Raw genomic sequence first — 19,808 nt, 5'->3', positions numbered from 1 at the left:
AGAGCTATGTATGATTCCTGAAATTCCGATCAATATCGAGGATTACAAAGGGTGTTTTCAGTCTCAAATAGCAAAAGGGCGCGATTATTTTATCGCCATCGTCTCCGAAGCACTGCAGAACAGTGAAAATATTTCTCAATGGTTTGAAAAAGAATTGGGATTTGAGTCACGGGTTAATGTTTTGGGACACACACAACGAGGTGGGAATCCAAGCGTTTACGACCGATTAATGGCTTATAAATTCGTTACGCATGCCATTGATGCATTACTAGAAGGTAAAACTCATTCAGTTATCTGCTATAACAAAAGCCATTTCAATTTTAAAACAATTGATGAGGTAGCACTTCACCCTTATCGTCTGGATGAAGAGCTCCTCATTCTAGGACGTGAACAATTTCTTCCATCGCACTGTCAAATGTAGGGTAACGGAATTCGAATCCGTTTTCTTGGAGGACTCTCGGGTAAACTTCTTTGGAATCGAGCATAACGATTGAACCCTCGCCAAAAGCGAGCTTGACCACCCAGGCAGGAAGATCAAAAAAAGTAGGACGATGTAAAATTCTCCCCATCGCCTTCGTCTGTTCTAAATTATTGATCGGTTCGGGTGAAGTGAGATTCACTACGCCGCGAATCTCTTTATGGTCGATCAAAAAGGCTGCAGCACGTATCAGATCATCCAAATGGATCCAGGATATCATCTGAAATCCGTCCCCCATCTTTCCACCCAGCCCCATTTGAAAAGGGGGAAGCATTTTAGCCATCGCACCACCCCCTTTGCCGTATACGACTCCAAAACGCATAACACACACCCGAGTTAACTCCGATTCGGCTTTCATAATGGCATATTCCCAATCACGGACTAACGATGCCAAAAAATCATCTCCCATATTTTGGGAAGATTCATCATGCTGATGATACGCATCATAAATCCCTACGGCAGACGCATTGAGCCATGTATCAGGAGGATTCATGCACTGTTTTAGTGCTTCGACTAATTTAGTCGTTGTTTCCAAACGGCTCTGACGCAACGTATTTTTATATACATTGCTCCAACGCCCCAAAATATTGGCACCGGCAAGATTTATGATGACATCCGAATCTTCGATTTTTTGCACCAGTGATTCAATCGAAGTCGAGGATCGTACACTTACTGAAGCTACCGTATCTCCGCGCTCCGTGAAAAAATGCTCCAATGCATTTCCCACAAATCCGCTCATCCCGCAAATGACTATCTTCATAATTGTACCCTTGTCTATTGCATCATACGATTGTAGCTTAAAGGGTGCATGGAAGGATTAAAGATATAATTGACAGTCATGTTTAATGAAATTCTAATAGAGGAAGATCAAATGCTCTATCAACTCTTCGTTTATGTTCCGCTCACCGCTTCTGAAGAATTAAAAAATGCTCTCTTTGATGCCGGTGCCGGCCGTTATGAAAACTACGATCAATGCAGTTGGGAAAGTTCGGGAATCGGGCAGTTTAGACCGCGTGAAGGATCAAACCCTTTTTTAGGAACTTTAGAGATACTCGAAAAAGTGGAAGAGATAAAAATAGAAATGATCTGCGAAGCTGCAATACTCAAAAAAGTGCTAAAAAGATTAAAAGAGGTGCATCCGTATGAAGAACCGGCGTATGGAGTGATGGAATTTAAAACAATCGAAGATTTTTAAGATATTCCCCACAACGGGGAAATGGCATCAGCCGCAAGAAGGAACGTTTCCTGAATCTGAACCGTACATAAACAAGAAATCTCGAAGATCTGGAGCATAACCTTTGAATGCATCACCGTTAAAGAAAGGTTCCGCTTTTGTTCCGGCATGTTTTTTAATAATAGCTGCACCGCCGTTAGCAAATAGATCATCCCATTCGTCTTGTGTATGCATTGCTGCACCTTTTGTACCATTACCATGGCAGTTTTTACACGTTTTCAAATAGGCTTTTTGACCTTTTTTGTCATCAGCAGATGCAGTTGTACTCATCATCCCTGCAGCAATTACAGCCGCAAGAAGGAATGAAATAGACTTTGTCATATCGTTCTCCTTGAAGTTAGTGCAAGGCACCTACAGCATTTCCGAAGAAAAGGTGAAGATGCCTTGATCGGTTTAATGATAACTTAGAAACAATAAACAGATGTTTAATAAACAAAAAAATATTTAATAACAGCACAATTTTATCAAAAATGTATCAAAAAAACACATTTTACGCTTCATCATCCTCTGAAGGAACTTCTTCTTTTGTTTTACTCGCACGAACTTCCAAACGGATTTTATCCTGGCGAACTTTGCGGTATGCTTTGTATTGTGCCTTGGCAAGAGCCTCACCTTCCAACCCTACTTCCGCACCGATTTCTTCGGATGAAAGTCCCGCTTCGTTCATCATAATCATACGAAACTCTTTTTTCGTCAAATGACGTTTGAGCGACGCATATAGCTCACGTTCGTCATCACCGATCTCTACCGCACTGCACTCATACAAACGTGCCAAGACTTCGCGGATTGTTTTTGTAGGGTTGTAACGCAACCATAAAGAATTTTCGAGCATTAAAACACCTTTGTAATAATTTGGGTGAGGTCTTTGGTATCGATGATAACATTTGCCTCTTTTTTGAGAATCTCTTTGGCACAAAAAGCTACACGAGTTCCGGCATGGGCAAACATCGAACGATCATTCGCACCGTCTCCGATTACCATTGTCTCGTCTTCACTAACTCCAAAAAGTCCTTGAAGACGCTGCAACATATCCCCTTTGGAAAAATCAAACATCATATCTCCGCCGACGAGTCCGGTTAGCTTGCCCTCTTTAGCATGCAGAACATTTGAGAAATCGGCATCGTATCCGAGGATGTTTTTCGCATACGACGTTGCGGTACGAAATCCTCCGCTGAAACAGACGACTTTAATGCCCCGTTCTTTAAGTGCGGCAATCGTTTCTACCGCTCCTGGCATATAAGGGAGATTTTGACAAATTTCTTCCACCTGAGCAAATTGAAGCCCTCTTAAAAGTCCCACCCGCTGTTGTAAACTCTCAAAAAAATCGAGTTCCCCGTTCATCGCCCGCTCGGTTATCGCACTTACTTGCTCACCGATTCCGAGTGCTTCTGCAAAAAAATCGATTGTTTCCCCATCCATTAGGGTTGAATCAAAATCAAATACTGCTAATTTAATCAAAAGAGCCTATCCTGTTTGTTATAATGACGCAATTATATCCAAGGGTAGCTTTTGTTCGAATCATTTATCCATAAACTCCGTCACGGAACCTATATCACCCTTGAGACCACACCGTCACGATCGGCACAGTTTGCCCCTACGATTGAAAAAATTGCCGCTTTGGGTCTTGATAAACTCGTAGACGGTTTCAGCACTACCGATAATCCTCTTGCCAAACTCAAATACAACGCCCTCTTTGCTGCAGTAAAACTCCAAGAGCGTTTCGGAAAACCGACACTCGCAACCATGAGTATGCGCGACCGCAACCGTATCGCATTGCAATCCGATCTCCTCGGAGCCAACGAAGCCAACGTCCGCGCCATCCTCGCCCTCACGGGTGACAGCGCGCACAACTCCGATCAGCCTCATGCAAAAGGGGTATTCGAAGGGAACAGTAAACTCCTCCTCGATATCATTGCTACCCTGAACAACGGAACCGATCTCGCAGAACAAAAGCTCCTCGCTCCCGTCCAAGAGATTTTCCCCTTTGCCGTTATCGATGCCTATGCCAAAAGCTCTGCAACATTGCAAAAAAAGATGTCGAAAAAAGTAGCCCACGGAGCAATCGCAATCGTCTCCCAACCGGTTTATGATCTCGAAAATGCAAAAAAACTATTGGAAATGATGGAAAACGCCAACAGTGAAAACAATGCTGAGTGCGTACTAGTTTTAGGCTATTTTCCGATTACGAAACTCCGCACCGCCCGATTTTTAGATGAAAATGTTCCGGGAATATTTGTGCCGAGCGAGTGGGTCGAAGCCCTCGAAGCCGCTTCACTCATCAGCCCTGAGGAAGAGTACCGAGTCGGATTTGAACTCAGCAAAAACCTTTTCGAAGAGCTCAAAGCGCTCCATCCGAAAATCCACATCATGACCGCCAATCAGTTTGAACTTGCAAAGGCGATTTTGAGCTAATCTTCCGTTCGTCCTGAGCCTATCGAAGGGTATTTTCATGGTTCGACAAGCTCACCACGAGCGGAACTATTTTAATAGTGATATCGACACTGCGCTACGATGATAAGATCATTCTTGATTGTATAGATCAATCGATGCTCAGCAGTAATCCGTCGGGACAAATATCCCGATAAATTCTCTTTTAACCGTTCAGGTTTCCCTAACCCCTCATCAGGGTTTCGGCGAATATCTTCCAACAGCGTATTGATCCTCTTTAGAATCTTTTTATCATTGTATTGCCAATAGAGATAATCTTCCCATCCGTTGGTCGAAAACGCGATCATCAACTGGCTATCTCTTGCACGGTGAAATGACCGTTTTCGATCTCTTCAATGGAATCCAGCAAACGATCACGATTAGTTTTAGATGAAAGGAGGTACATCGTCTCTTTCATCGAAGCATACTCTTCATACGAGATCAGCACCGCACTTTGGTTGTCTTTGGTCGTGATGATGTACTCTTCACAGTCCTTACACACGCTATCGATCATACTTCGCAGGTTATTACGTGCCGTAGAATAAAACATGGCTTGCATCGCAAACTCCTTTTTTAATTTTGTCAATATATTGTCATTATGTCGTATAAATGTAATTTTGTCAATATATTGGCAATAAAGATTTTTCATATATTTTACGAAAACTGTCCCGCTTGTAAAACAAGATTAAGATAAATATTTAGATTAGGTACTGATTGATTATTTTTCTGAGTATCTGAAATCATTTTTTCAATGACATTAGAATGTACCGAAATATTATTGTATTTTAGATTATATAATTGCATAACGTCTATGTCTAATAAGGAAGTATACAATTCGATTAAATTGTTTAATGAATATAAATTTAGTTCAAACTTTGGAGTAGATATCATGGAATTTCTGCTTTCAAAGTTTGACTTATATTGAAACGATATATCTATATTCAATTGATCTAAATTATTCTTGATAAATGATCCTTTTTTCGTGTTGACGGTTTCTTTAAAATTATAAAAGTAACTATTAGAACATTGTTTTAACATAATCAAAAATAGCAAATAGCCTAAGTGTATTGAATCAGTCGTTTGCCATGTCAACACAATCGCAGATAAAACTGTAGCTACTTGTTCCTGATCTCTTAGCCCCAATTTGAAAAAACTGGCATAAAGGGTAAAAAGCTCAACATTGATGTCTTTGTCTTTATAAACCTCTTGCTCTAAAGGTGAAAATAGTTTTTCATCTTTGGTAATACCATGAAGTTCAAAAAGATACTGAGCAAAGGCATAATTATCCGGTTTAGTTAGGTTGTATTCTTGATCGAAAAAACGCTTTAAATAGCGTTCGGATGCGAAGTTCTGACCATATACAGCATTGATAGAATGTGAAAGTTGTTTCGAATCAGTTGCAATAACAAACATGATTCCGGGAATATCAAAGATATGTTTGATATTTTCGAGTAACTCAATCGCATAATTAGGACGGCATCGATCTAATTCATCAATAAAGATAAACATAGGCAATTGTTTAGATGAAATATTTTTATCAATATAACTTAATAATTTCGCCATATTCTCTTTAAATGTAGTGATGCTTTTTCGAACAGTTTCATGATCTGACAATGCTGATTCAGCTAATTTTGACAGTACTGATTCGACTTCATTTTTTGTTGCATCATCTTCTGTATCATTCTCATTTTTTATGTTTTCGGTACTGCCATCAAACTCTCCCATTAATTGATCATATGTTAATCCTGTAAACTTTTTAACAAGTATTGGCATTAACAGTTTTTTTGATGTATTCCATGCTTTATCAAATAATTTTTTTCCCTGAGCACTTTTGCTAAGAAAAGGTTTTAATGATGTATTCATTTCTGAGATAAAAGCTAAAAGCGGCTGATCTGAATAATCGTTTTGCCATGCATCAAAATAGATGACAGGATGTTTTTGTGTTGCAAGTTCTTTGGAAAGGTTTTTTAAAAAATAGGTTTTTCCAAATCCCCATTCGGCATTGATATTTAATACAAAAGGCTTATTTGGAGTATTTGAATAACGTTTTAAAAGATATTCGGAAAGGAACTTGCCCTCCTTCTTTCGGTTTAGTAAATCATCTTCCCAAATAGCTAGTTTTTGTTCCATTTTACATCTCGTTAGCATTGTATTTTAGTGCAGATAGTTTACAATAAAATCATGCTTGTTATATAAGACAAAAAATAATTTGTCAATTGTTGTGACAAAATAAATATTGTCTGATTTCACTTATTCAAATATGCCTTCATTAGGATCTTAGAGAGAACAAATTTCAGCCTCTTTTGGCTATAATCGATCACTATATAATTGCAGGAATGACCCTTTATGATCGATGTAAAACTTCTCCAGAAAAATTTTGACGAAACCGCAGCCGCTCTTATGCGTAAAAAAGTGGACGCTTCCGTAATCAACGAACTTAAAATTGCAAACGAAACCCTCAAAACTGCCAAACTTGCTTACGAGACATTGCAAGCCAAACAAAATGAACTCAGCCGTCTTTTCGGTCAGTACAAAAAAGAGGGGAAAAGTACGGATGAGCTGAAAATCGAGGTCGATGCGAACAAAGCAACCCTAAATGATCTCCTCGATACACAACGCTCCGCCGAAGAAGCCCTCGATGCGATCATCATGCGTGTCCCAAACATCCCCGATGCCGATGTGCCGGACGGTGAAGATGAAAACGACAATATCGAGCTACGCAAAGTGCTCACTCCTCCGACCTTTACGTTTACCCCAAAAGAGCACTGGGAACTCGCCGAACAAAACGGCTGGATCGATTTTGAGCGCGGTGTCAAACTCGCTAAAAGCCGTTTTAGCGTCGTGGGCGGGATGGGTGCCCGTTTAGAACGTGCCCTCATCAACTTTATGCTCGATTTCAACCGTGAACGCGGCTTCGAAGAGTATAGCGTTCCGATGCTCGTCAATCGCCGAGCACTAGAGGGGACGGGGCAGCTTCCGAAATTCGAAGAGGATCTCTTCAAAGTCGAAGAAGAAGAGCTCTATTTGATCCCGACGGCGGAAGTTCCTCTCACAAACCTCTTCCAAGACGAGATCATCAACGGTGCCGATCTTCCGATCAAAATGACCGGTTATACCTCATGCTTCCGCAAAGAAGCGGGAAGCGGCGGACGTGACGTACGCGGCATGATCCGTCAGCATCAATTTCATAAAGTGGAACTCGTCAGTATCACCCGTGCCGATCAAAGCGACGCGGTCTTTGAAGAGATGGTTGCATGTGCCTCCGATCTTCTCGCAGCGCTTGGTCTTCCGCACCGTCTCGTTACCCTCTGTACGGGTGATTTGGGATTCGGTGCAGCGCGTACCGTCGATCTCGAAGTGTGGCTTCCGGGACAAAATACCTATCGTGAAATCAGCTCCGTCTCCAATACACGGGATTTCCAAGCCCGTCGTGCAAAGATCCGATACAAAGAAGAAGGCAAAAACATCCTCGCACATACCCTAAACGGTTCAAGTTTAGCGGTCGGACGGACGATGATAGCTATTATGGAAAATTTCCAGCAGGAAGACGGCACGATCGTTATCCCTGCCGTATTGCAAAAATACCTCTAAAAGGTTAAAGAGAGCCCATGGCTGAAGAGCAAGAAGAGATAATCATCATCGAAGAGTCCGATGCCGCAGGCGTCGAGAAAACGGCTGAGGCCGTTTCTGAACCTTCAAATGAAAAACCGAGCATTCTAAAGAATAAACGGTTCATAATTATCATCGCTTCTCTTCTCACTCTGATTTTAGCTGCAGGCGGAGGAACATGGCTTTTCTTCGCCCTACATGGTACGTCAAAAGAGAAGCAGCCCGAAGAACCCATAACCGTCGAACGGCCTCACAAGCCTAAAGAAGCGATAATCGAGCCGAGCGAACTCGAAAATATGATTCAACGGGCCAACTATCTCTATACCAACGGCAACCCGATTGAGGCATTGAAACTCTATGAAAAAATTGCCCTCTACTCCGAGGCGATATCCCAATACAATCTAGGTGTCGTTCAGCTCAAAGAGGGTGAGTATGAGGGGGCGTTGGAAAACTTTAAACGCTCTATCGACAATCATGAAAACCAGTGTGTCAGTGCCATCAATGCTGCGGTATGCTGTTTGTATCTCGGACGTGAAACCGATTTTAACACCTATATCGATATGGCGCAAAGCTATCTCCCGCAAGAGAGTAATGCACCAATGTATTCGTACTATTACACGCTGATTAACTACTACAAAGGTCGTTATCTCGAAGCGCTCAGCGCCCTCAAACATCCGACTACTTCAGAGTATCAGGAAATACAAAAAAAACTCCGAGCAAAAATCAGCGCGATGTTCGGAAGCTATAAAGATGCAATCGATACATTGGAAAACCCTTTCCAGGAAGAAGACTCCTTCTCTCTTGGTTTGTTGTATGCCAATCTCGGCAAAGTTGATTTAGCAAAGAAATATCTCAATGACGCCATCATCCAAAACAAACAGCCGATTCAAGAACAGCTCGCGCTGGCGTTTATCAATCTAAAATCGGGGTCCCAGGAAGATGGTGCAAATCTGATTAAACAAACAACGGAAGCTTATCCTGATCAAGTCTATACCCCCTATCCTATTCGGGTTTCTCTTAAATCTTCACTTTTCGATCCGGATTCCATTCAACACCTCTACCGAGACAAAAAAAGCAATTCCAATCTCAAAACCTATCAAACGATCCTTTATTTCGCACCGTACAAAATTTACAATGCAGATCAAACGATCAACTATATCCGCAAAGGGAATGCCAATATCTATATCGATGATATTCAAAGCGCTAAAGAGTATCTCCAAAAAAGCACACGTGCTTCCACTGTCGATTACGGGATTGCACTTGCTGTTCAAAAAGCGCTTAAATTTCGTCTGCGGGATGCAAACCAACAATTATTAGATCTGCTTAAAACCAATCCCCAACACTCTATATTGCATTATAATTTAGCACTCACCTATGCCCAATTGGGTGATTTTTCCGATGCATATGACCATTTTTTACGTGCCTATCATCTCGATGCCAATAATTATATGGCAGGGATTTTTGCGATTATGAGTTCCGACATTATCGGTAAAAAGAATCCTAAACTGATCTCTATCCTCCAGGACAATCTCTCACAAGAACCTGCTACGGAAGAATTTCAGCTCTACCGTACTTTAAATGACATCGCCCAAAATAATTTTCCAAGTGCCGGAAAATGGCTCGAGAATACGTATAAAGAGCGTTCCCTTTATCTCGCACTTAAACTTATCATCGCATCTGAGTTAGGAAAAGAGGACATCGTACGTGCAAGTTCCGAAAGACTCGTCAAACTCCAGCCCAACGATATTTTCCCTCATATGATCTATATTGATACCCACTTCCAAGACCAAAAAACGAAAGCGTATGCTTCATCCGCCATCAATTATCTCAAAAAACAAACATTCCACTATGATGATCTGGATTTCGGACCGCAGATCACCCGTGACCGTGCCATTTTGATAGCCATGATGACCGGTCAACTCACCCCGTTTATACAACGGCTTGAAAATCGGCTGCAAACGACTACGGATCATACAGTCGATATTTTAGGGGCATTGGCACAATCGTATTTTTACAATCAAGATTTTGAAAAGTCCTATACACTTTACAACCAGCTGATTGATGAGTATAAAATACGCGATGAACATACTTTGTTTATGGGAGCCTGTGCTTCCATCGGTGCTGAACATTATGAAAATGCCATTGCCCTTTTAGAGCTCTCAAAACTCAAAAATCCGAGTTTCCCGGAGAGCCGCTATGCCCTTGGAGTACTCTATCTGCAAATCCGCAACAATCCGGGATCCGTTTCCCAATTTGCCAAAATGGGAAATACGGGCTTTGTTTCACGCTATTTCGACTTTGGAATCGATACAGACAAACTCGTTAACGAACCTAAAAAATATCACCCTCTGTGACCGATTAAACGGCGTAAGAGATAAAAAGCGGCGCGCAACGGTCCGTAAAGTAAATATCCAACTGCTAAAATAGCCATCCCGTCAATCGGATAAACAAAGACTCCCAAAGCGACAACGATCAAACTGATTAAAAAACGCATAAAATGAAAGGTATGAAAATTGATCTTTTTAAAACTGGGATAGCGGATATTGCTGACCATTAAAATTGACAGTATGACAGCAAAAGGGAGGATAAAAACCTTATAATGATCATATTGAGGATAATGTTCTAAAAGCAAGATTGCGATTGAGATCATAATAGCTGCAGTTGGGATCGGCAGTCCGATAAATACGCTCGGCTCTATTCGGGATGTTGTTACATTAAAACGGGCGAGGCGAACCGCTCCGAAAATAATAAAGAGAGCACTCACCACGATTCCTATCCGACCATACATATCTCCAACGTATAAATACAAAATAAATGCAGGAGCGACGCCGAACGCTACAATATCTGCCAACGAATCGAATTCAACACCAAAATGACTTGCCGTATTGGTCATCCTGGCAACACGCCCATCCAACCCGTCAAATATCAGTGCTAAAAAGATAAACCATGCCGCGGTGCTAAATTCATGTGTAAGAGATAGAGATATCGCATAAAAACCGGTAAAAATGGAAGCTGCGGTGAACATATTGGGGAGGATATACGCGATAGGAGGAGGAGATTGACGCATAGGAAATTTCCTTTCAGGCGAATAGAGCGAAGAAGCGCATAGAGATGCGCTTAAGCCGCATTCATGTATCCGATAACACTTTCACCCGCGCGGACAGTAATACCGGCATTTACCGATACGCGTGTTGTTTCGGGAAGATACAAGATACTGCGCCCTTTGGCTAAAAAGCCATAACGGCTCCCCTCTTTGAGCTTTTGGCTTTTTTCCAATTCAATCCCGATCGGAAAACAGCTTTGCTCACTCAGGTGTTCAATAAAGATTTCATCACCTTTGAGAGATCGGAATGAAATAACCGCTTTTTCATTAAGCGTATCCGCCATAGGATTATAAAGCGGCAATGAAGCACCGTGACGAATTTTAAACCCTTCAACCACTCCGTCAAACGGAGCACGAAGCATTGAAACATCCCAAAGTGAATTCATGATAGTCACTTTGATCATTTTTTGGTTATCGATAAGTGTCTCTTCAACCGATAAAACGACACCGTCAACACTGCTGATAATCCCCTCGGCTTCCGTCGCGGTCGTATTACGTTCCGGATTTCGGAAAATGATCAAAACAGCCAATAACAACGCACCTGTAATGAATTCAAACAGATGTAAACCTGTCATCATAAAAAATAAAAAGAGCGCTCCGATCACGCCGGATAGTAGCCATCCCCGTTTTGATAGGATAAAAGTATCATTTTGAACGCTCATCTGGTTCTCCTTTTATTCGTCGATAATTATTGTTCTGCTCGAAGGTGTCTCTTTACGCGGTTCAAGTTTTGTTTCGATATTATTTTCATTCTCAAACACTTCAATAATTTCACGTACCTGATCCCCGGAAATATTCTCTTTCTCGTAAAGAAGTCCCACAATTTTTTCAATCGCTTCACGATACTCTTCCAAACGCCCTTTAACATCCAAATAGCGTGCTTGGAGTGAATCTTTAATAAAAGTATCCATATCTTCAGCCATTTTATCGCTGTATTCGCGTCCTTGACTCATACCGCCGCCCAAAAAGGAGTTACGCTGTTTTTCAAGAACCATAAGACCGGCCACATCGCTCATACCGTACATCTGAACCATCGATTTGATAATGTCGGTAGAACGTTCCAAATCGTTAGCTGCACCGGTAGAAATTTCACCGATAAAGACCTCTTCAGCCGCACGGCCGCCCAATAACACATCCACTTCTGCCCAGAGTTCATGACGCTGCATGAGGTATTTGTTCTCTTCAGGAGTATTCAGAGTATATCCGAGTGCCGCTAAACCGCGAGGGACGATAGAGACTTTTGAAACTTTTTTAGCTCCCTTCGTCGTCTCTGCTATCAACGCATGTCCGCTTTCATGATACGCGACAATACGCTTCTCTTTTTCATCAATGCGTCGGCTCTTTTTAGAGAGCCCTGCGATTGCCCGTTCTACCGCTTCACGTAAATCGGTTTGTTTAACCGTTTTTTGGCTTTTTCGTCCTGCAAGCAATGCCGCTTCATTAATGATATTGGCAAGATCCGCTCCTGCAAGACCGGCAGTAAGACGTGCAATCTCTTCAACATCGGTATCACTGTCACGTTTGACCCCTTTGATATGCACGTTGAGGATATCGATACGCCCTTGAAAATCCGGTTTATCAACCAAAACTTGGCGGTCAAAACGTCCCGGACGGAGCAATGCCGGATCGAGAATCTCAGGCCGGTTAGTCGCGGCGAGAATAATGATCGGAGTATCGGTACCGAAACCGTCCATCTCTGCAAGAAGCTGATTGAGGGTTTGTTCACGCTCATCATTCCCTCCCATTACACCGCCTGCGGCACGACTTTTACCGATAGCATCAATCTCATCGATAAAGATAATCGAAGGTGCATCTTTTTTTGCCTGCTCAAACAAATCACGGACACGTGCGGCACCGACACCGACAAACATTTCGATGAAACTCGAACCCGAAACAGAGAAGAAAGGAACTTCTGCCTCTCCCGCTACCGCTTTGGCAAGAAGTGTTTTACCGGTTCCGGGGCTACCGACAAGCAATACCCCTTTAGGAATTTTGGCACCCAATTCAACATAACGATCCGGAAATTTCAAGAAATCAACAATTTCCTGAACCTCTTCTTTCGCTTCCTGAACACCGGCAACATCATCGAATTTCGTTTTCGGTTTTTCGGAATTGACCAGTTTCTTCGAACTGCCCATCCCTAGGATTCCGCCGCCCATACTTTTTTGCATTCTACCTGCAAAAAACATCCAGATCGCGATAATAATCAAGAACGGGAAAAGCCATCCGAACATTTCGGTAAACCAGTTGCTCTCGCTAAAACCCGTATAATTGATCTTTTTCTCATCCAACAAAGGGATAAGAGTCGAATCAGGCCCGACAATACGGGTCGTATAGGCTACTTTGCCATTCGTCGTATCTCCGATTGCCCGAATATAGGTTTGCCCGATAGAGACTTTTTCAACCTCTTTATTCTGAATCAATTTTTTCAGATCGGCATAGCTGATCTCTTGAGTTCGGGTTACATTTTGACCGTTAATTTTTCCGGCCAAATCATTTTCATCACCGATTACCGCTTTAAACAAGACAATCACGACAATCGAAAAAATAGCAAAAGTGATTAGAGGATTTTTATTAAAAAAATTACCGTTTTTGTCCGGGGTCGGATTGGACTCAGGTTTACTCATGTTATTCATTTCCTTTTTTGGTTACCACTAAGGTTACCCATTCATTTTCAACAAAACGCTCGGTAAGTTCAAACGTTTTGTATGCGCGCAAAACTTTATCTTCATATTTGTCCATAATCCCTGAGAGGATCAAAATGCCGCCGTCGCGTAACCGTTTTTTAAGATCACTCGCAATAAATACTAAGACATCGGCGACAATATTGGCGATGATTACATCGTATTGTTCTGTGCTCTCTTGAACAGGACCTTCCCACAATCGTCGATACGAAATATTATTTTGTTCCGCATTGACAATCGAATTTTCTACGGAAAGGGGATCAGTATCGCATGCATCGACAACAGCGCCTTGTTTGATCGCAGCAATGGCCAATATCCCGCTGCCGCATCCGACATCCATCACTTCATTGCCTGCTTTAACGTATTTGGCTACAGCGCGCAGACAAGAAGCAGTTGTCGGATGATGTCCCGTCCCAAAAGCCAAGGCCGGATTGATAGCGATGTTCAGCATCCCTTCTTTCGGTGCTTCCCAGGTAGGATGGATATAAAAAGGATCGATTTGTACCGGAGTAACGCCTTGCTGATATTGTGCGATCCAGTCATCGTTTTTCTCTTTGCTCAGGGTTAGTTCGACATCAACCACTGAGCCTAATGCCCGTTGTAATGCTTCGGCAAACTGTTCAATTCCCCACGAAACCGTTTCGAGGTCTTCTTCGCTTCGGATAATAAATCCATCATCAATCTCTTCAAACCCGACAGGAAGAATATCGACCAAAAAATCGCTAAATAATTCTAAATGCGATGATGGTTTGACCACCAACATATAATAATAATCTTGCATTAACCCTCAGTACCAAGGACAGCGGCAAGTTTTTCTTTTAAGACTTGAGGGGTAAAAGGTTTAACAATGTAGTTATTAACCCCCGCTTTAAGAGCCGTGATGACTTCCGCTTTTCCGCCTTCAGTTGTTACCATGATGATTGGGAGATCGCTAAAACGGGCATCTGCACGCACTTTTTTGACCAATTCCAAACCATTCATTTCCGGCATATTCCAGTCGGTAATCAGCATTCCGATATCGGTGTTCTCATTTAGAACCGTCCAACCTTGCAGACCGTCTTCACCTTCTAAAACATCTTCATATCCAAGACGGGAAAGTGTATTTTTAATAATACGGCGCATAGTCGAACTATCATCTACAACCAATAATTTCAATGTACGTCCTTTAGTTGATTCTCAATTTCTGTATAGAATAAATGCCCAATGATAACCTAACCAACTTTGTGGAAAGATTAAAAAAACTTTTTGAGATCAATTCGCCCCTCATAAAATGCTTTCCCGACGATAACACCGGAAACTTCGCCGCTTTGAAGCAACGCTTCAATATCGCCCTCATCTTTCACACCGCCGCTGGCAATCGTCGGTATACCCGATGCTCTTGAAATTTCAAGGGTAAAATCGACATTTACCCCAGAAAGTGTACCGTCGCGTCCTACATCCGTGCAGATAATCGCTTCTACCCCCGCATCGGCAAACGCACGGGCCAAATCCGTCGCCTTCATCGTACTCACTTCGCCCCATCCTTCAACGGCAACATAGCCGTCAATCGCGTCTATCCCGACAACAATCGGATATTTTGCCGCCATTGATTTCACAAATTCCGGATCACGCAGTGCAATTGATCCCAAGATCAACCGGTCAATCCCAAGATCAAGATAACGCTGAATGGTTGCTTCATCCCGAATCCCACCGCCTAACTGGAGTTTGACATTGCAGTTTTCACGAATAGCACGGATTTGTTCCAAGTTTTTAGGTTCGCCTGCAAACGCACCGTTAAGATCGACAAGATGGACCCATGATGCACCCATCTCTTCAAAAGTTTTAACCAATTCCCACGGAGTATCGGAGTACACTTTGGCGCTATCCATAAGCCCTTTGGTCAGACGTACCGCTTTGCCGTCTTTAAGATCGATTGCCGGAAAAATAGTCATAATATAGATATCCTTTTAGAGATTAATAAAGTTTTTGAGAATGCTGAGGCCGTTTTGATGGCTCTTCTCGGGATGGGGCTGAATCCCCATCACGTTTTCATGGGCAACGGCACTCGTAAATCGGTATCCGTAGACACTCTCTCCGATACTGTCACTATCAGAGGCACACAAGGCATGGTAGGAGTGGACAAAATAAAGATAATGTGCTTCATCCAACCCCTCAAACAACGGATGATGCGAAGTAAACATCCGATTCCATCCCATGTGCGGCACTTTAAGCGGTGTCGAAAAACGGCTGGTGTCAAATGCAACCACCCGACCCTTTATTAATCCCAAACCATCGCTGATTCCAAACTCTTCACTCGACTCAAACAGAAGCTGCATTCCTAAACAAATGCCCAGCAAATACTTTCCGCTCGCTGCATATTCTCGTACGGCCTGATCCATTCCTCGAGCTTTGAGATGCTCCATTGCATCCCCAAATGCTCCTACTCCCGGCAAGATGATACGATCGTATGTACGCAGTTTATCGGGATCCGATTCTACGACTACTTTCTCCCCCAGCAAATCAAAAGCATTTTTGACACTGGCGAGATTGCCCATGTTATAATCGACTATTCCTATCAAGAGATTTCCTTCGTATGGGTAAAATGAATATAAATAGCCAGTCCAACCAGCAATAGGGCAACTGCCCCGATAATATAAATTGCGTTGATCAGCATTGCAGGCTCCGTCATCGCAAATTTAAAGACCAGCATTAGCGCCTCGATGGAGAGAGCGATAATAATCGATCCCAAAAATCGAACCATCGTTTTATGCATATCGGATGAGGGATCATGTTTCGGACGTCCTAGGACCTCCTCCTCAAAAAGGGTTTTGACTAAATCGAATATCGCTAATGACAATGTCAATAGAATGGTCGCTTCAAAAATATCTTTGATTTCAATCTTCGCATAATGGCCAAAGCCGTATGCCAAAAACCCTTCGATCCCTTTTACAAAAAGCAGCAATGAGACAAATGCCAGCGCGAGGGTAAAAACTGCGTACGCGATTCGAAAAAATTTCCCCGCAATCGATTCCGATGCAAGAGGATGCGCAATACGAAGAACCTCGGCTAAGGGCATATCGATACAGGCAACGTAAACAATTTCCCCATGCTCATCAAAAATCGGCTGAGATGCCGTTACCGTGAGCTCATCATTCAGCAATGAAGGATACGGATCGGTAATCGTACATCGGTGTTCGTTCATTGCCCGATAGTAGTAGGCTCGGGTAGAACGGCTGACCCCTATGTCTTCCTCTCTTTTCCCGTTTTTTAAATAGGTCGGTCCGACTTGATTCCCCTTGGCATCAAGAAGATACGTGGCATCAAGACCTTGCAGATCGCCGCGGATTTTGAGAAGACGGGAGGTAATCGATTCAACGGAGACAGACGGAAGATGATTCGGAAGATTTTTGTGAAACAGATAACAAAAATAGGCACGCGCTTTTGGGCGGATTTCGGAATATTGGCGAATGTCTTGAACAACCATTTCGACTCCTAGCTTCTCTTGTATTTTGAGGGTGATTGTAGCTTAGTTGCGCTATAGTTACGCTTATGAAAAGGTCTAATATCCGAATTGCAATTGTTCGTCTTAGCGCACTGGGCGACATTGTCAATACTGCCGTTGTTTTGCAAATCATCCGAAAACATTACCCCGATGCAACGATTGACTGGTTTGTCGAAGAGGCCTTTGCACCACTTTTAAAAGATCATCCTCTCATCAATGAAGTGATCAGTGTACCGATCAAGCGAATCAAAAAAACGAAAAGTTTCACTCTCCTAAAAGAGACGATCCACTCTCTCAAAAGCCGTCCTGCCTACGATCACATTATTGATGCTCAGGGACTGCTAAAGTCGGCATTTGTCACCTATTTTCTACGCGGAAACGTACACGGATTCGACCGTAACAGTGCGAGAGAAGGGATTGCGGCACGCTTTTACGATACCTCGTCTGCCATCGCGTATGAGACGGGAGTGGTTAAACGCAACGTTTTGGTCATTACGGAGGCATTGAACATCCCCTATGATGAAAACGACATTCTCACCAAAGAAGATGTGTTTGAGAAAGGGCTCAAACCGGTATCCCTTCCGCATGAGGGAAAGGCAATCGCCTGTGTGATCGGAGCCTCATGGCCGAGTAAATGCTACCCGAAAGAGCATTTTACGGCTGTTTGCTCGAAGCTTCCCTACCCCTGCTATTTGATCTGGGGAAGTGATGCAGAATACAAAGATGCCCAATGGATTGCCGAACATTCAGAGAATGCACTTATTGCTCCGAAAATGTCTTTGAAGGAGTTGGTTACTTTTATCGCCCATTGTGATCTCACCATCGGCAATGATACAGGACCAACCCATATGGCATGGGCAATGAATACTCCCTCGATCACCCTTTTCGGTCCGACCAATGAGCGTATGATTTTTCCGACACCCAAAAATATCGGAATCAAATCTCCCTCTTCCGTTAATATTATGAAGATTGACCGAAATGATTTTTCCATAAAAGAGATCAATCCCGATATTATTATCCAAAAAGCCAAGGAACTTTTAGCATGATTTTGTTTCGTTTGTTTTTATTACTGGATGCAGTTCTGATGCGTTTGCCGCACAGCTGGCGCCGTGCATTGTTTACTTCTCTTGCGCGGCTTGCCCGATTTTTTGCACCCTCACGCAACCGTGTCATCCGTCAAAATCTCCGTTTTGCTTTTGCCGATACTCTCACTGAAGAAGAGATAAATGCGATTGAGTACTATTGTTACCGCAATCTGGGACTCAATCTTTTGCAAGTCATGGAGAATCGGCACTATACAACGGAAGATTTTACCAAACGGGTGCGCTTTGAAAACCGAGAACAGGTGGATGAGCTTTTAGCACAAGATAGAAGCATTATTTTCGTCTCTGCCCATTTCGGAAACTGGGAGATGGGAGCAACCGCCCTCTCCGCACTGATTTCCCCTACGACATCGATTTACAAGGCGTTTAAACGAGAAGAATTTGATCCCTATCTCCTCGAATCACGTACTCCGCACGGGATGGATCTCGCTGAAAAAAGCGGTGCGCTAAAACACCTCGCCCGCGCGCTCAAAAACGGCAATTCAGTCTCATTGATGATCGATCAGTCGAGCAATTCCCGTCACGGTGTCGCCGTTGATTTTTTCTCTCATCCGACCTACCACTCCTCGACACCGGCCATTTTATCGTACAAATACAACGCTCCGATCGTGCCACTCTATATCTTTACGGATGATGAGGAAAATTTCACGATCCGATTTGAAAATCCGATCGAAGTTGAAAGCGATGATGCGCAGGGGATTCTAAAAGCGACGCAAGAGCAGGCGAACACATTAGAAAAAGTCATTCGGGCTAACCCGAAATTTTGGTTTTGGTGTCACAAGCGGTGGAAAAGCGATTATCCGGAAATTTATGCCGGATAAGCTGTTTTTAACGCCGTATAAAGTTCCTCGGGAGTCATTTCAGGATTAGTTTCCCATGCCAGTTTCATGACCGCATTATCTTCCTGACCGTTCCACATTTTGAGGTACGTCCCCTCTTTATATCCATGATCCTGACGGAACTGGTTTAGAATGTTTTTACCGACATACAAACGATACAGCTGAGTCATATTCAATGCTCCCATATGTGCCAGTTCAAAAAACTCCTCGATCAATGCACCCACCATTTCGGCAGATATAGGGATCAGTGAAAGACGCATAACGTTTTCGATTTTGGTCATCAACAGTGCATCCGTCCCAAAGCTAAGAGCTTCGTCTTTATTTAATTTTTGAAACTCCGGCGTTTGAGATATTCGCATCGCCAATTCTTGGATACTCTCAGCACCGTTAGTATGAGTAAACTCCAAAACCAGACTCATCACAAAATGCCATACATCGACTATCTCGATTTGAAGATTGGCATAATCGGTCGGCTGTGCGATACTTTTCCAGTGTTTCCATCCGAATGAGTCAATCATCTCTGCCGATTCCATGTAGATACAGCGACGCCAATTGATCAATTTTCCCTCTTTGGTCGTCCCTTTTTCCCATCCTTTGCCGTTTGTGGCATCGTTCAATGTTTGTTGCAATTCGAGCATGCAGAGTAATTTGTTCATCTTCGTCCTTTAAAAAGTTTCTAATTATACGGTAATATTCCATCCATGGAAAAAATAAATTGTCATCGATGCATCTATTATTTTGTCACGTGGGAAGCAAATCAGCCACACGGTTGCAAAGCGTACGGGTTTAAAGCAAAGATGATCCCCTCAATGGTTGTTCAAAATTCGAGCGGAAAAGCGTGCAATTTATT

23 protein-coding genes are annotated in these 19,808 nt (G+C 42.8%); 7 read left to right on the top strand and 16 right to left on the bottom strand.

The features are described from left to right. The coding region (locus PHP90_RS01900) for a 6-phosphofructokinase (protein WP_299924398.1) at nucleotides 1-421 on the top strand (421 nt) is incomplete at its 5' end. On the opposite strand, the gene PHP90_RS01895 is transcribed toward PHP90_RS01900, so the two are convergent. Then, complete coding sequence (locus tag PHP90_RS01895; RefSeq protein WP_299924396.1) at nucleotides 375-1,238, bottom strand: TIGR01777 family oxidoreductase; 864 nt, start codon at nucleotides 1,236-1,238, stop codon at nucleotides 375-377. The genes PHP90_RS01900 and PHP90_RS01895 overlap by 47 nt on opposite strands. 111 nt (nucleotides 1,239-1,349) lie before the next feature. Between PHP90_RS01895 and PHP90_RS01890 the strand changes: the two genes are divergently transcribed. Continuing rightward, nucleotides 1,350-1,673, top strand: coding sequence for an NGG1p interacting factor NIF3 (locus tag PHP90_RS01890; RefSeq protein WP_299924394.1), 324 nt, complete (start codon nucleotides 1,350-1,352; stop codon nucleotides 1,671-1,673). Between the two features lie 27 nt (nucleotides 1,674-1,700). Here PHP90_RS01890 and PHP90_RS01885 read toward each other — a convergent pair whose 3' ends face one another. The 3 genes from PHP90_RS01885 to serB all read right to left on the bottom strand — a co-directional run bounded on the left by PHP90_RS01885 (nucleotide 1,701) and on the right by serB (nucleotide 3,170). Continuing rightward, complete coding sequence (locus PHP90_RS01885; RefSeq protein ID WP_299924391.1) at nucleotides 1,701-2,033, bottom strand: c-type cytochrome; 333 nt, start codon at nucleotides 2,031-2,033, stop codon at nucleotides 1,701-1,703. A gap of 169 nt (nucleotides 2,034-2,202) precedes the next feature. Further along, complete coding sequence (locus PHP90_RS01880) at nucleotides 2,203-2,544, bottom strand: hypothetical protein (RefSeq protein WP_299924388.1); 342 nt, start codon at nucleotides 2,542-2,544, stop codon at nucleotides 2,203-2,205. Then, on the bottom strand, nucleotides 2,544-3,170 hold the full coding sequence (gene serB, locus PHP90_RS01875; RefSeq protein WP_299924385.1) for a phosphoserine phosphatase SerB: 627 nt from the start codon (nucleotides 3,168-3,170) through the stop codon (nucleotides 2,544-2,546). The genes PHP90_RS01880 and serB overlap by 1 nt, the downstream gene beginning before the upstream one ends. A 51-nt stretch (nucleotides 3,171-3,221) precedes the next feature. On the opposite strand from serB, the gene PHP90_RS01870 reads away from it, so the two are divergent. Further along, nucleotides 3,222-4,124 carry a methylenetetrahydrofolate reductase gene (locus PHP90_RS01870; protein WP_299924382.1) on the top strand — a complete coding sequence of 301 codons (903 nt, stop codon included), beginning with the start codon at nucleotides 3,222-3,224 and terminating at the stop codon, nucleotides 4,122-4,124. 71 nt (nucleotides 4,125-4,195) lie between these two features. Here PHP90_RS01870 and PHP90_RS01865 read toward each other — a convergent pair whose 3' ends face one another. The 3 genes from PHP90_RS01865 to PHP90_RS01855 form a co-directional block, all read right to left on the bottom strand. Continuing rightward, nucleotides 4,196-4,447 carry a Txe/YoeB family addiction module toxin gene (locus PHP90_RS01865; RefSeq protein ID WP_299924400.1) on the bottom strand — a complete coding sequence of 84 codons (252 nt, stop codon included), beginning with the start codon at nucleotides 4,445-4,447 and terminating at the stop codon, nucleotides 4,196-4,198. Beyond that, entirely contained in the window at nucleotides 4,447-4,698 is a 252-nt protein-coding gene (locus tag PHP90_RS01860) for a type II toxin-antitoxin system prevent-host-death family antitoxin (RefSeq protein WP_299924377.1), read from the bottom strand. The genes PHP90_RS01865 and PHP90_RS01860 overlap by 1 nt, the downstream gene beginning before the upstream one ends. Nucleotides 4,699-4,793: 95 nt before the next feature. After that, nucleotides 4,794-6,269 carry a P-loop NTPase fold protein gene (locus tag PHP90_RS01855; protein ID WP_299924374.1) on the bottom strand — a complete coding sequence of 492 codons (1,476 nt, stop codon included), beginning with the start codon at nucleotides 6,267-6,269 and terminating at the stop codon, nucleotides 4,794-4,796. A 216-nt stretch (nucleotides 6,270-6,485) separates the two neighbouring features. Here PHP90_RS01855 and serS point away from each other — a divergent pair, with 216 nt between their 5' ends. Further along, nucleotides 6,486-7,730, top strand: coding sequence for a serine--tRNA ligase (gene serS, locus PHP90_RS01850; RefSeq protein ID WP_299924371.1), 1,245 nt, complete (start codon nucleotides 6,486-6,488; stop codon nucleotides 7,728-7,730). Between the two features lie 17 nt (nucleotides 7,731-7,747). Further along, nucleotides 7,748-10,102 (top strand): tetratricopeptide repeat protein, encoded by a 2,355-nt coding sequence (locus PHP90_RS01845; RefSeq protein ID WP_299924368.1) that lies wholly within the window; start codon nucleotides 7,748-7,750, stop codon nucleotides 10,100-10,102. Here PHP90_RS01845 and pssA read toward each other — a convergent pair. The 8 genes from pssA to PHP90_RS01805 form a co-directional block, all read right to left on the bottom strand. Next, nucleotides 10,090-10,815, bottom strand: coding sequence for a CDP-diacylglycerol--serine O-phosphatidyltransferase (gene pssA, locus PHP90_RS01840; RefSeq protein WP_299924366.1), 726 nt, complete (start codon nucleotides 10,813-10,815; stop codon nucleotides 10,090-10,092). The genes PHP90_RS01845 and pssA overlap by 13 nt on opposite strands. Before the next feature lie 50 nt (nucleotides 10,816-10,865). Beyond that, the gene (locus PHP90_RS01835) at nucleotides 10,866-11,513 is read right to left on the bottom strand and encodes a phosphatidylserine decarboxylase (RefSeq protein ID WP_299924360.1); all 648 of its coding nucleotides are present in this window, start codon (nucleotides 11,511-11,513) and stop codon (nucleotides 10,866-10,868) included. Nucleotides 11,514-11,525: 12 nt separating this feature from the next. Continuing rightward, entirely contained in the window at nucleotides 11,526-13,478 is a 1,953-nt protein-coding gene (gene ftsH / locus PHP90_RS01830; RefSeq protein WP_299924357.1) for an ATP-dependent zinc metalloprotease FtsH, read from the bottom strand. Between the two features lies 1 nt (nucleotide 13,479). Further along, on the bottom strand, nucleotides 13,480-14,316 hold the full coding sequence (locus PHP90_RS01825; protein ID WP_299924354.1) for a 50S ribosomal protein L11 methyltransferase: 837 nt from the start codon (nucleotides 14,314-14,316) through the stop codon (nucleotides 13,480-13,482). Next, nucleotides 14,316-14,690, bottom strand: a complete 375-nt coding sequence (locus PHP90_RS01820) for a chemotaxis response regulator CheY (protein ID WP_299924351.1) — start codon at nucleotides 14,688-14,690, stop codon at nucleotides 14,316-14,318. Before PHP90_RS01820 ends, PHP90_RS01825 begins: the two co-directional genes overlap by 1 nt. Nucleotides 14,691-14,767: 77 nt before the next feature. Further along, nucleotides 14,768-15,466: a 1-(5-phosphoribosyl)-5-[(5-phosphoribosylamino)methylideneamino]imidazole-4-carboxamide isomerase gene (hisA, locus tag PHP90_RS01815; protein ID WP_299924349.1), complete on the bottom strand. Its 699-nt coding sequence runs from the start codon at nucleotides 15,464-15,466 to the stop codon at nucleotides 14,768-14,770. A 15-nt stretch (nucleotides 15,467-15,481) separates the two neighbouring features. After that, nucleotides 15,482-16,093 (bottom strand): imidazole glycerol phosphate synthase subunit HisH, encoded by a 612-nt coding sequence (gene hisH / locus PHP90_RS01810; RefSeq protein ID WP_299924347.1) that lies wholly within the window; start codon nucleotides 16,091-16,093, stop codon nucleotides 15,482-15,484. Beyond that, entirely contained in the window at nucleotides 16,090-16,998 is a 909-nt protein-coding gene (locus PHP90_RS01805; protein WP_299924345.1) for a PDC sensor domain-containing protein, read from the bottom strand. The genes hisH and PHP90_RS01805 overlap by 4 nt, the downstream gene beginning before the upstream one ends. 65 nt (nucleotides 16,999-17,063) lie before the next feature. Here PHP90_RS01805 and waaC point away from each other — a divergent pair, with 65 nt between their 5' ends. Further along, complete coding sequence (gene waaC, locus PHP90_RS01800) at nucleotides 17,064-18,062, top strand: lipopolysaccharide heptosyltransferase I (protein ID WP_299924342.1); 999 nt, start codon at nucleotides 17,064-17,066, stop codon at nucleotides 18,060-18,062. After that, nucleotides 18,059-18,940 carry a lipid A biosynthesis lauroyl acyltransferase gene (locus PHP90_RS01795; RefSeq protein WP_299924339.1) on the top strand — a complete coding sequence of 294 codons (882 nt, stop codon included), beginning with the start codon at nucleotides 18,059-18,061 and terminating at the stop codon, nucleotides 18,938-18,940. The genes waaC and PHP90_RS01795 overlap by 4 nt, the downstream gene beginning before the upstream one ends. Here PHP90_RS01795 and PHP90_RS01790 read toward each other — a convergent pair. Then, the gene (locus PHP90_RS01790) at nucleotides 18,928-19,614 is read right to left on the bottom strand and encodes a dUTP diphosphatase (RefSeq protein ID WP_299924336.1); all 687 of its coding nucleotides are present in this window, start codon (nucleotides 19,612-19,614) and stop codon (nucleotides 18,928-18,930) included. The genes PHP90_RS01795 and PHP90_RS01790 overlap by 13 nt on opposite strands. Between the last annotated feature and the right edge of the window lie 194 nt (nucleotides 19,615-19,808).

It is taken from the genome of Sulfuricurvum sp. (assembly GCF_028712165.1).
Lineage (GTDB): Bacteria > Campylobacterota > Campylobacteria > Campylobacterales > Sulfurimonadaceae > Sulfuricurvum.
This window is presented reverse-complemented; position numbering and strand designations above follow the sequence as displayed.

Coding starts and splice junctions, on each gene's coding strand:
- PHP90_RS01895 (WP_299924396.1), bottom strand. CDS start 1,238: ATGAAGATAGTCATTTGCGGGATGAGCGGATTTGTGGGAAATGCATTG.
- PHP90_RS01890 (WP_299924394.1), top strand. CDS start 1,350: ATGCTCTATCAACTCTTCGTTTATGTTCCGCTCACCGCTTCTGAAGAA.
- PHP90_RS01885 (WP_299924391.1), bottom strand. CDS start 2,033: ATGACAAAGTCTATTTCATTCCTTCTTGCGGCTGTAATTGCTGCAGGG.
- PHP90_RS01880 (WP_299924388.1), bottom strand. CDS start 2,544: ATGCTCGAAAATTCTTTATGGTTGCGTTACAACCCTACAAAAACAATC.
- PHP90_RS01865 (WP_299924400.1), bottom strand. CDS start 4,447: ATGATCGCGTTTTCGACCAACGGATGGGAAGATTATCTCTATTGGCAA.
- PHP90_RS01860 (WP_299924377.1), bottom strand. CDS start 4,698: ATGCAAGCCATGTTTTATTCTACGGCACGTAATAACCTGCGAAGTATG.
- PHP90_RS01855 (WP_299924374.1), bottom strand. CDS start 6,269: ATGGAACAAAAACTAGCTATTTGGGAAGATGATTTACTAAACCGAAAG.
- serS (WP_299924371.1), top strand. CDS start 6,486: ATGATCGATGTAAAACTTCTCCAGAAAAATTTTGACGAAACCGCAGCC.
- PHP90_RS01845 (WP_299924368.1), top strand. CDS start 7,748: ATGGCTGAAGAGCAAGAAGAGATAATCATCATCGAAGAGTCCGATGCC.
- pssA (WP_299924366.1), bottom strand. CDS start 10,815: ATGCGTCAATCTCCTCCTCCTATCGCGTATATCCTCCCCAATATGTTC.
- PHP90_RS01835 (WP_299924360.1), bottom strand. CDS start 11,513: ATGAGCGTTCAAAATGATACTTTTATCCTATCAAAACGGGGATGGCTA.
- ftsH (WP_299924357.1), bottom strand. CDS start 13,478: ATGAGTAAACCTGAGTCCAATCCGACCCCGGACAAAAACGGTAATTTT.
- PHP90_RS01825 (WP_299924354.1), bottom strand. CDS start 14,316: ATGCAAGATTATTATTATATGTTGGTGGTCAAACCATCATCGCATTTA.
- hisA (WP_299924349.1), bottom strand. CDS start 15,466: ATGACTATTTTTCCGGCAATCGATCTTAAAGACGGCAAAGCGGTACGT.
- PHP90_RS01805 (WP_299924345.1), bottom strand. CDS start 16,998: ATGGTTGTTCAAGACATTCGCCAATATTCCGAAATCCGCCCAAAAGCG.
- waaC (WP_299924342.1), top strand. CDS start 17,064: ATGAAAAGGTCTAATATCCGAATTGCAATTGTTCGTCTTAGCGCACTG.
- PHP90_RS01795 (WP_299924339.1), top strand. CDS start 18,059: ATGATTTTGTTTCGTTTGTTTTTATTACTGGATGCAGTTCTGATGCGT.
- PHP90_RS01790 (WP_299924336.1), bottom strand. CDS start 19,614: ATGAACAAATTACTCTGCATGCTCGAATTGCAACAAACATTGAACGAT.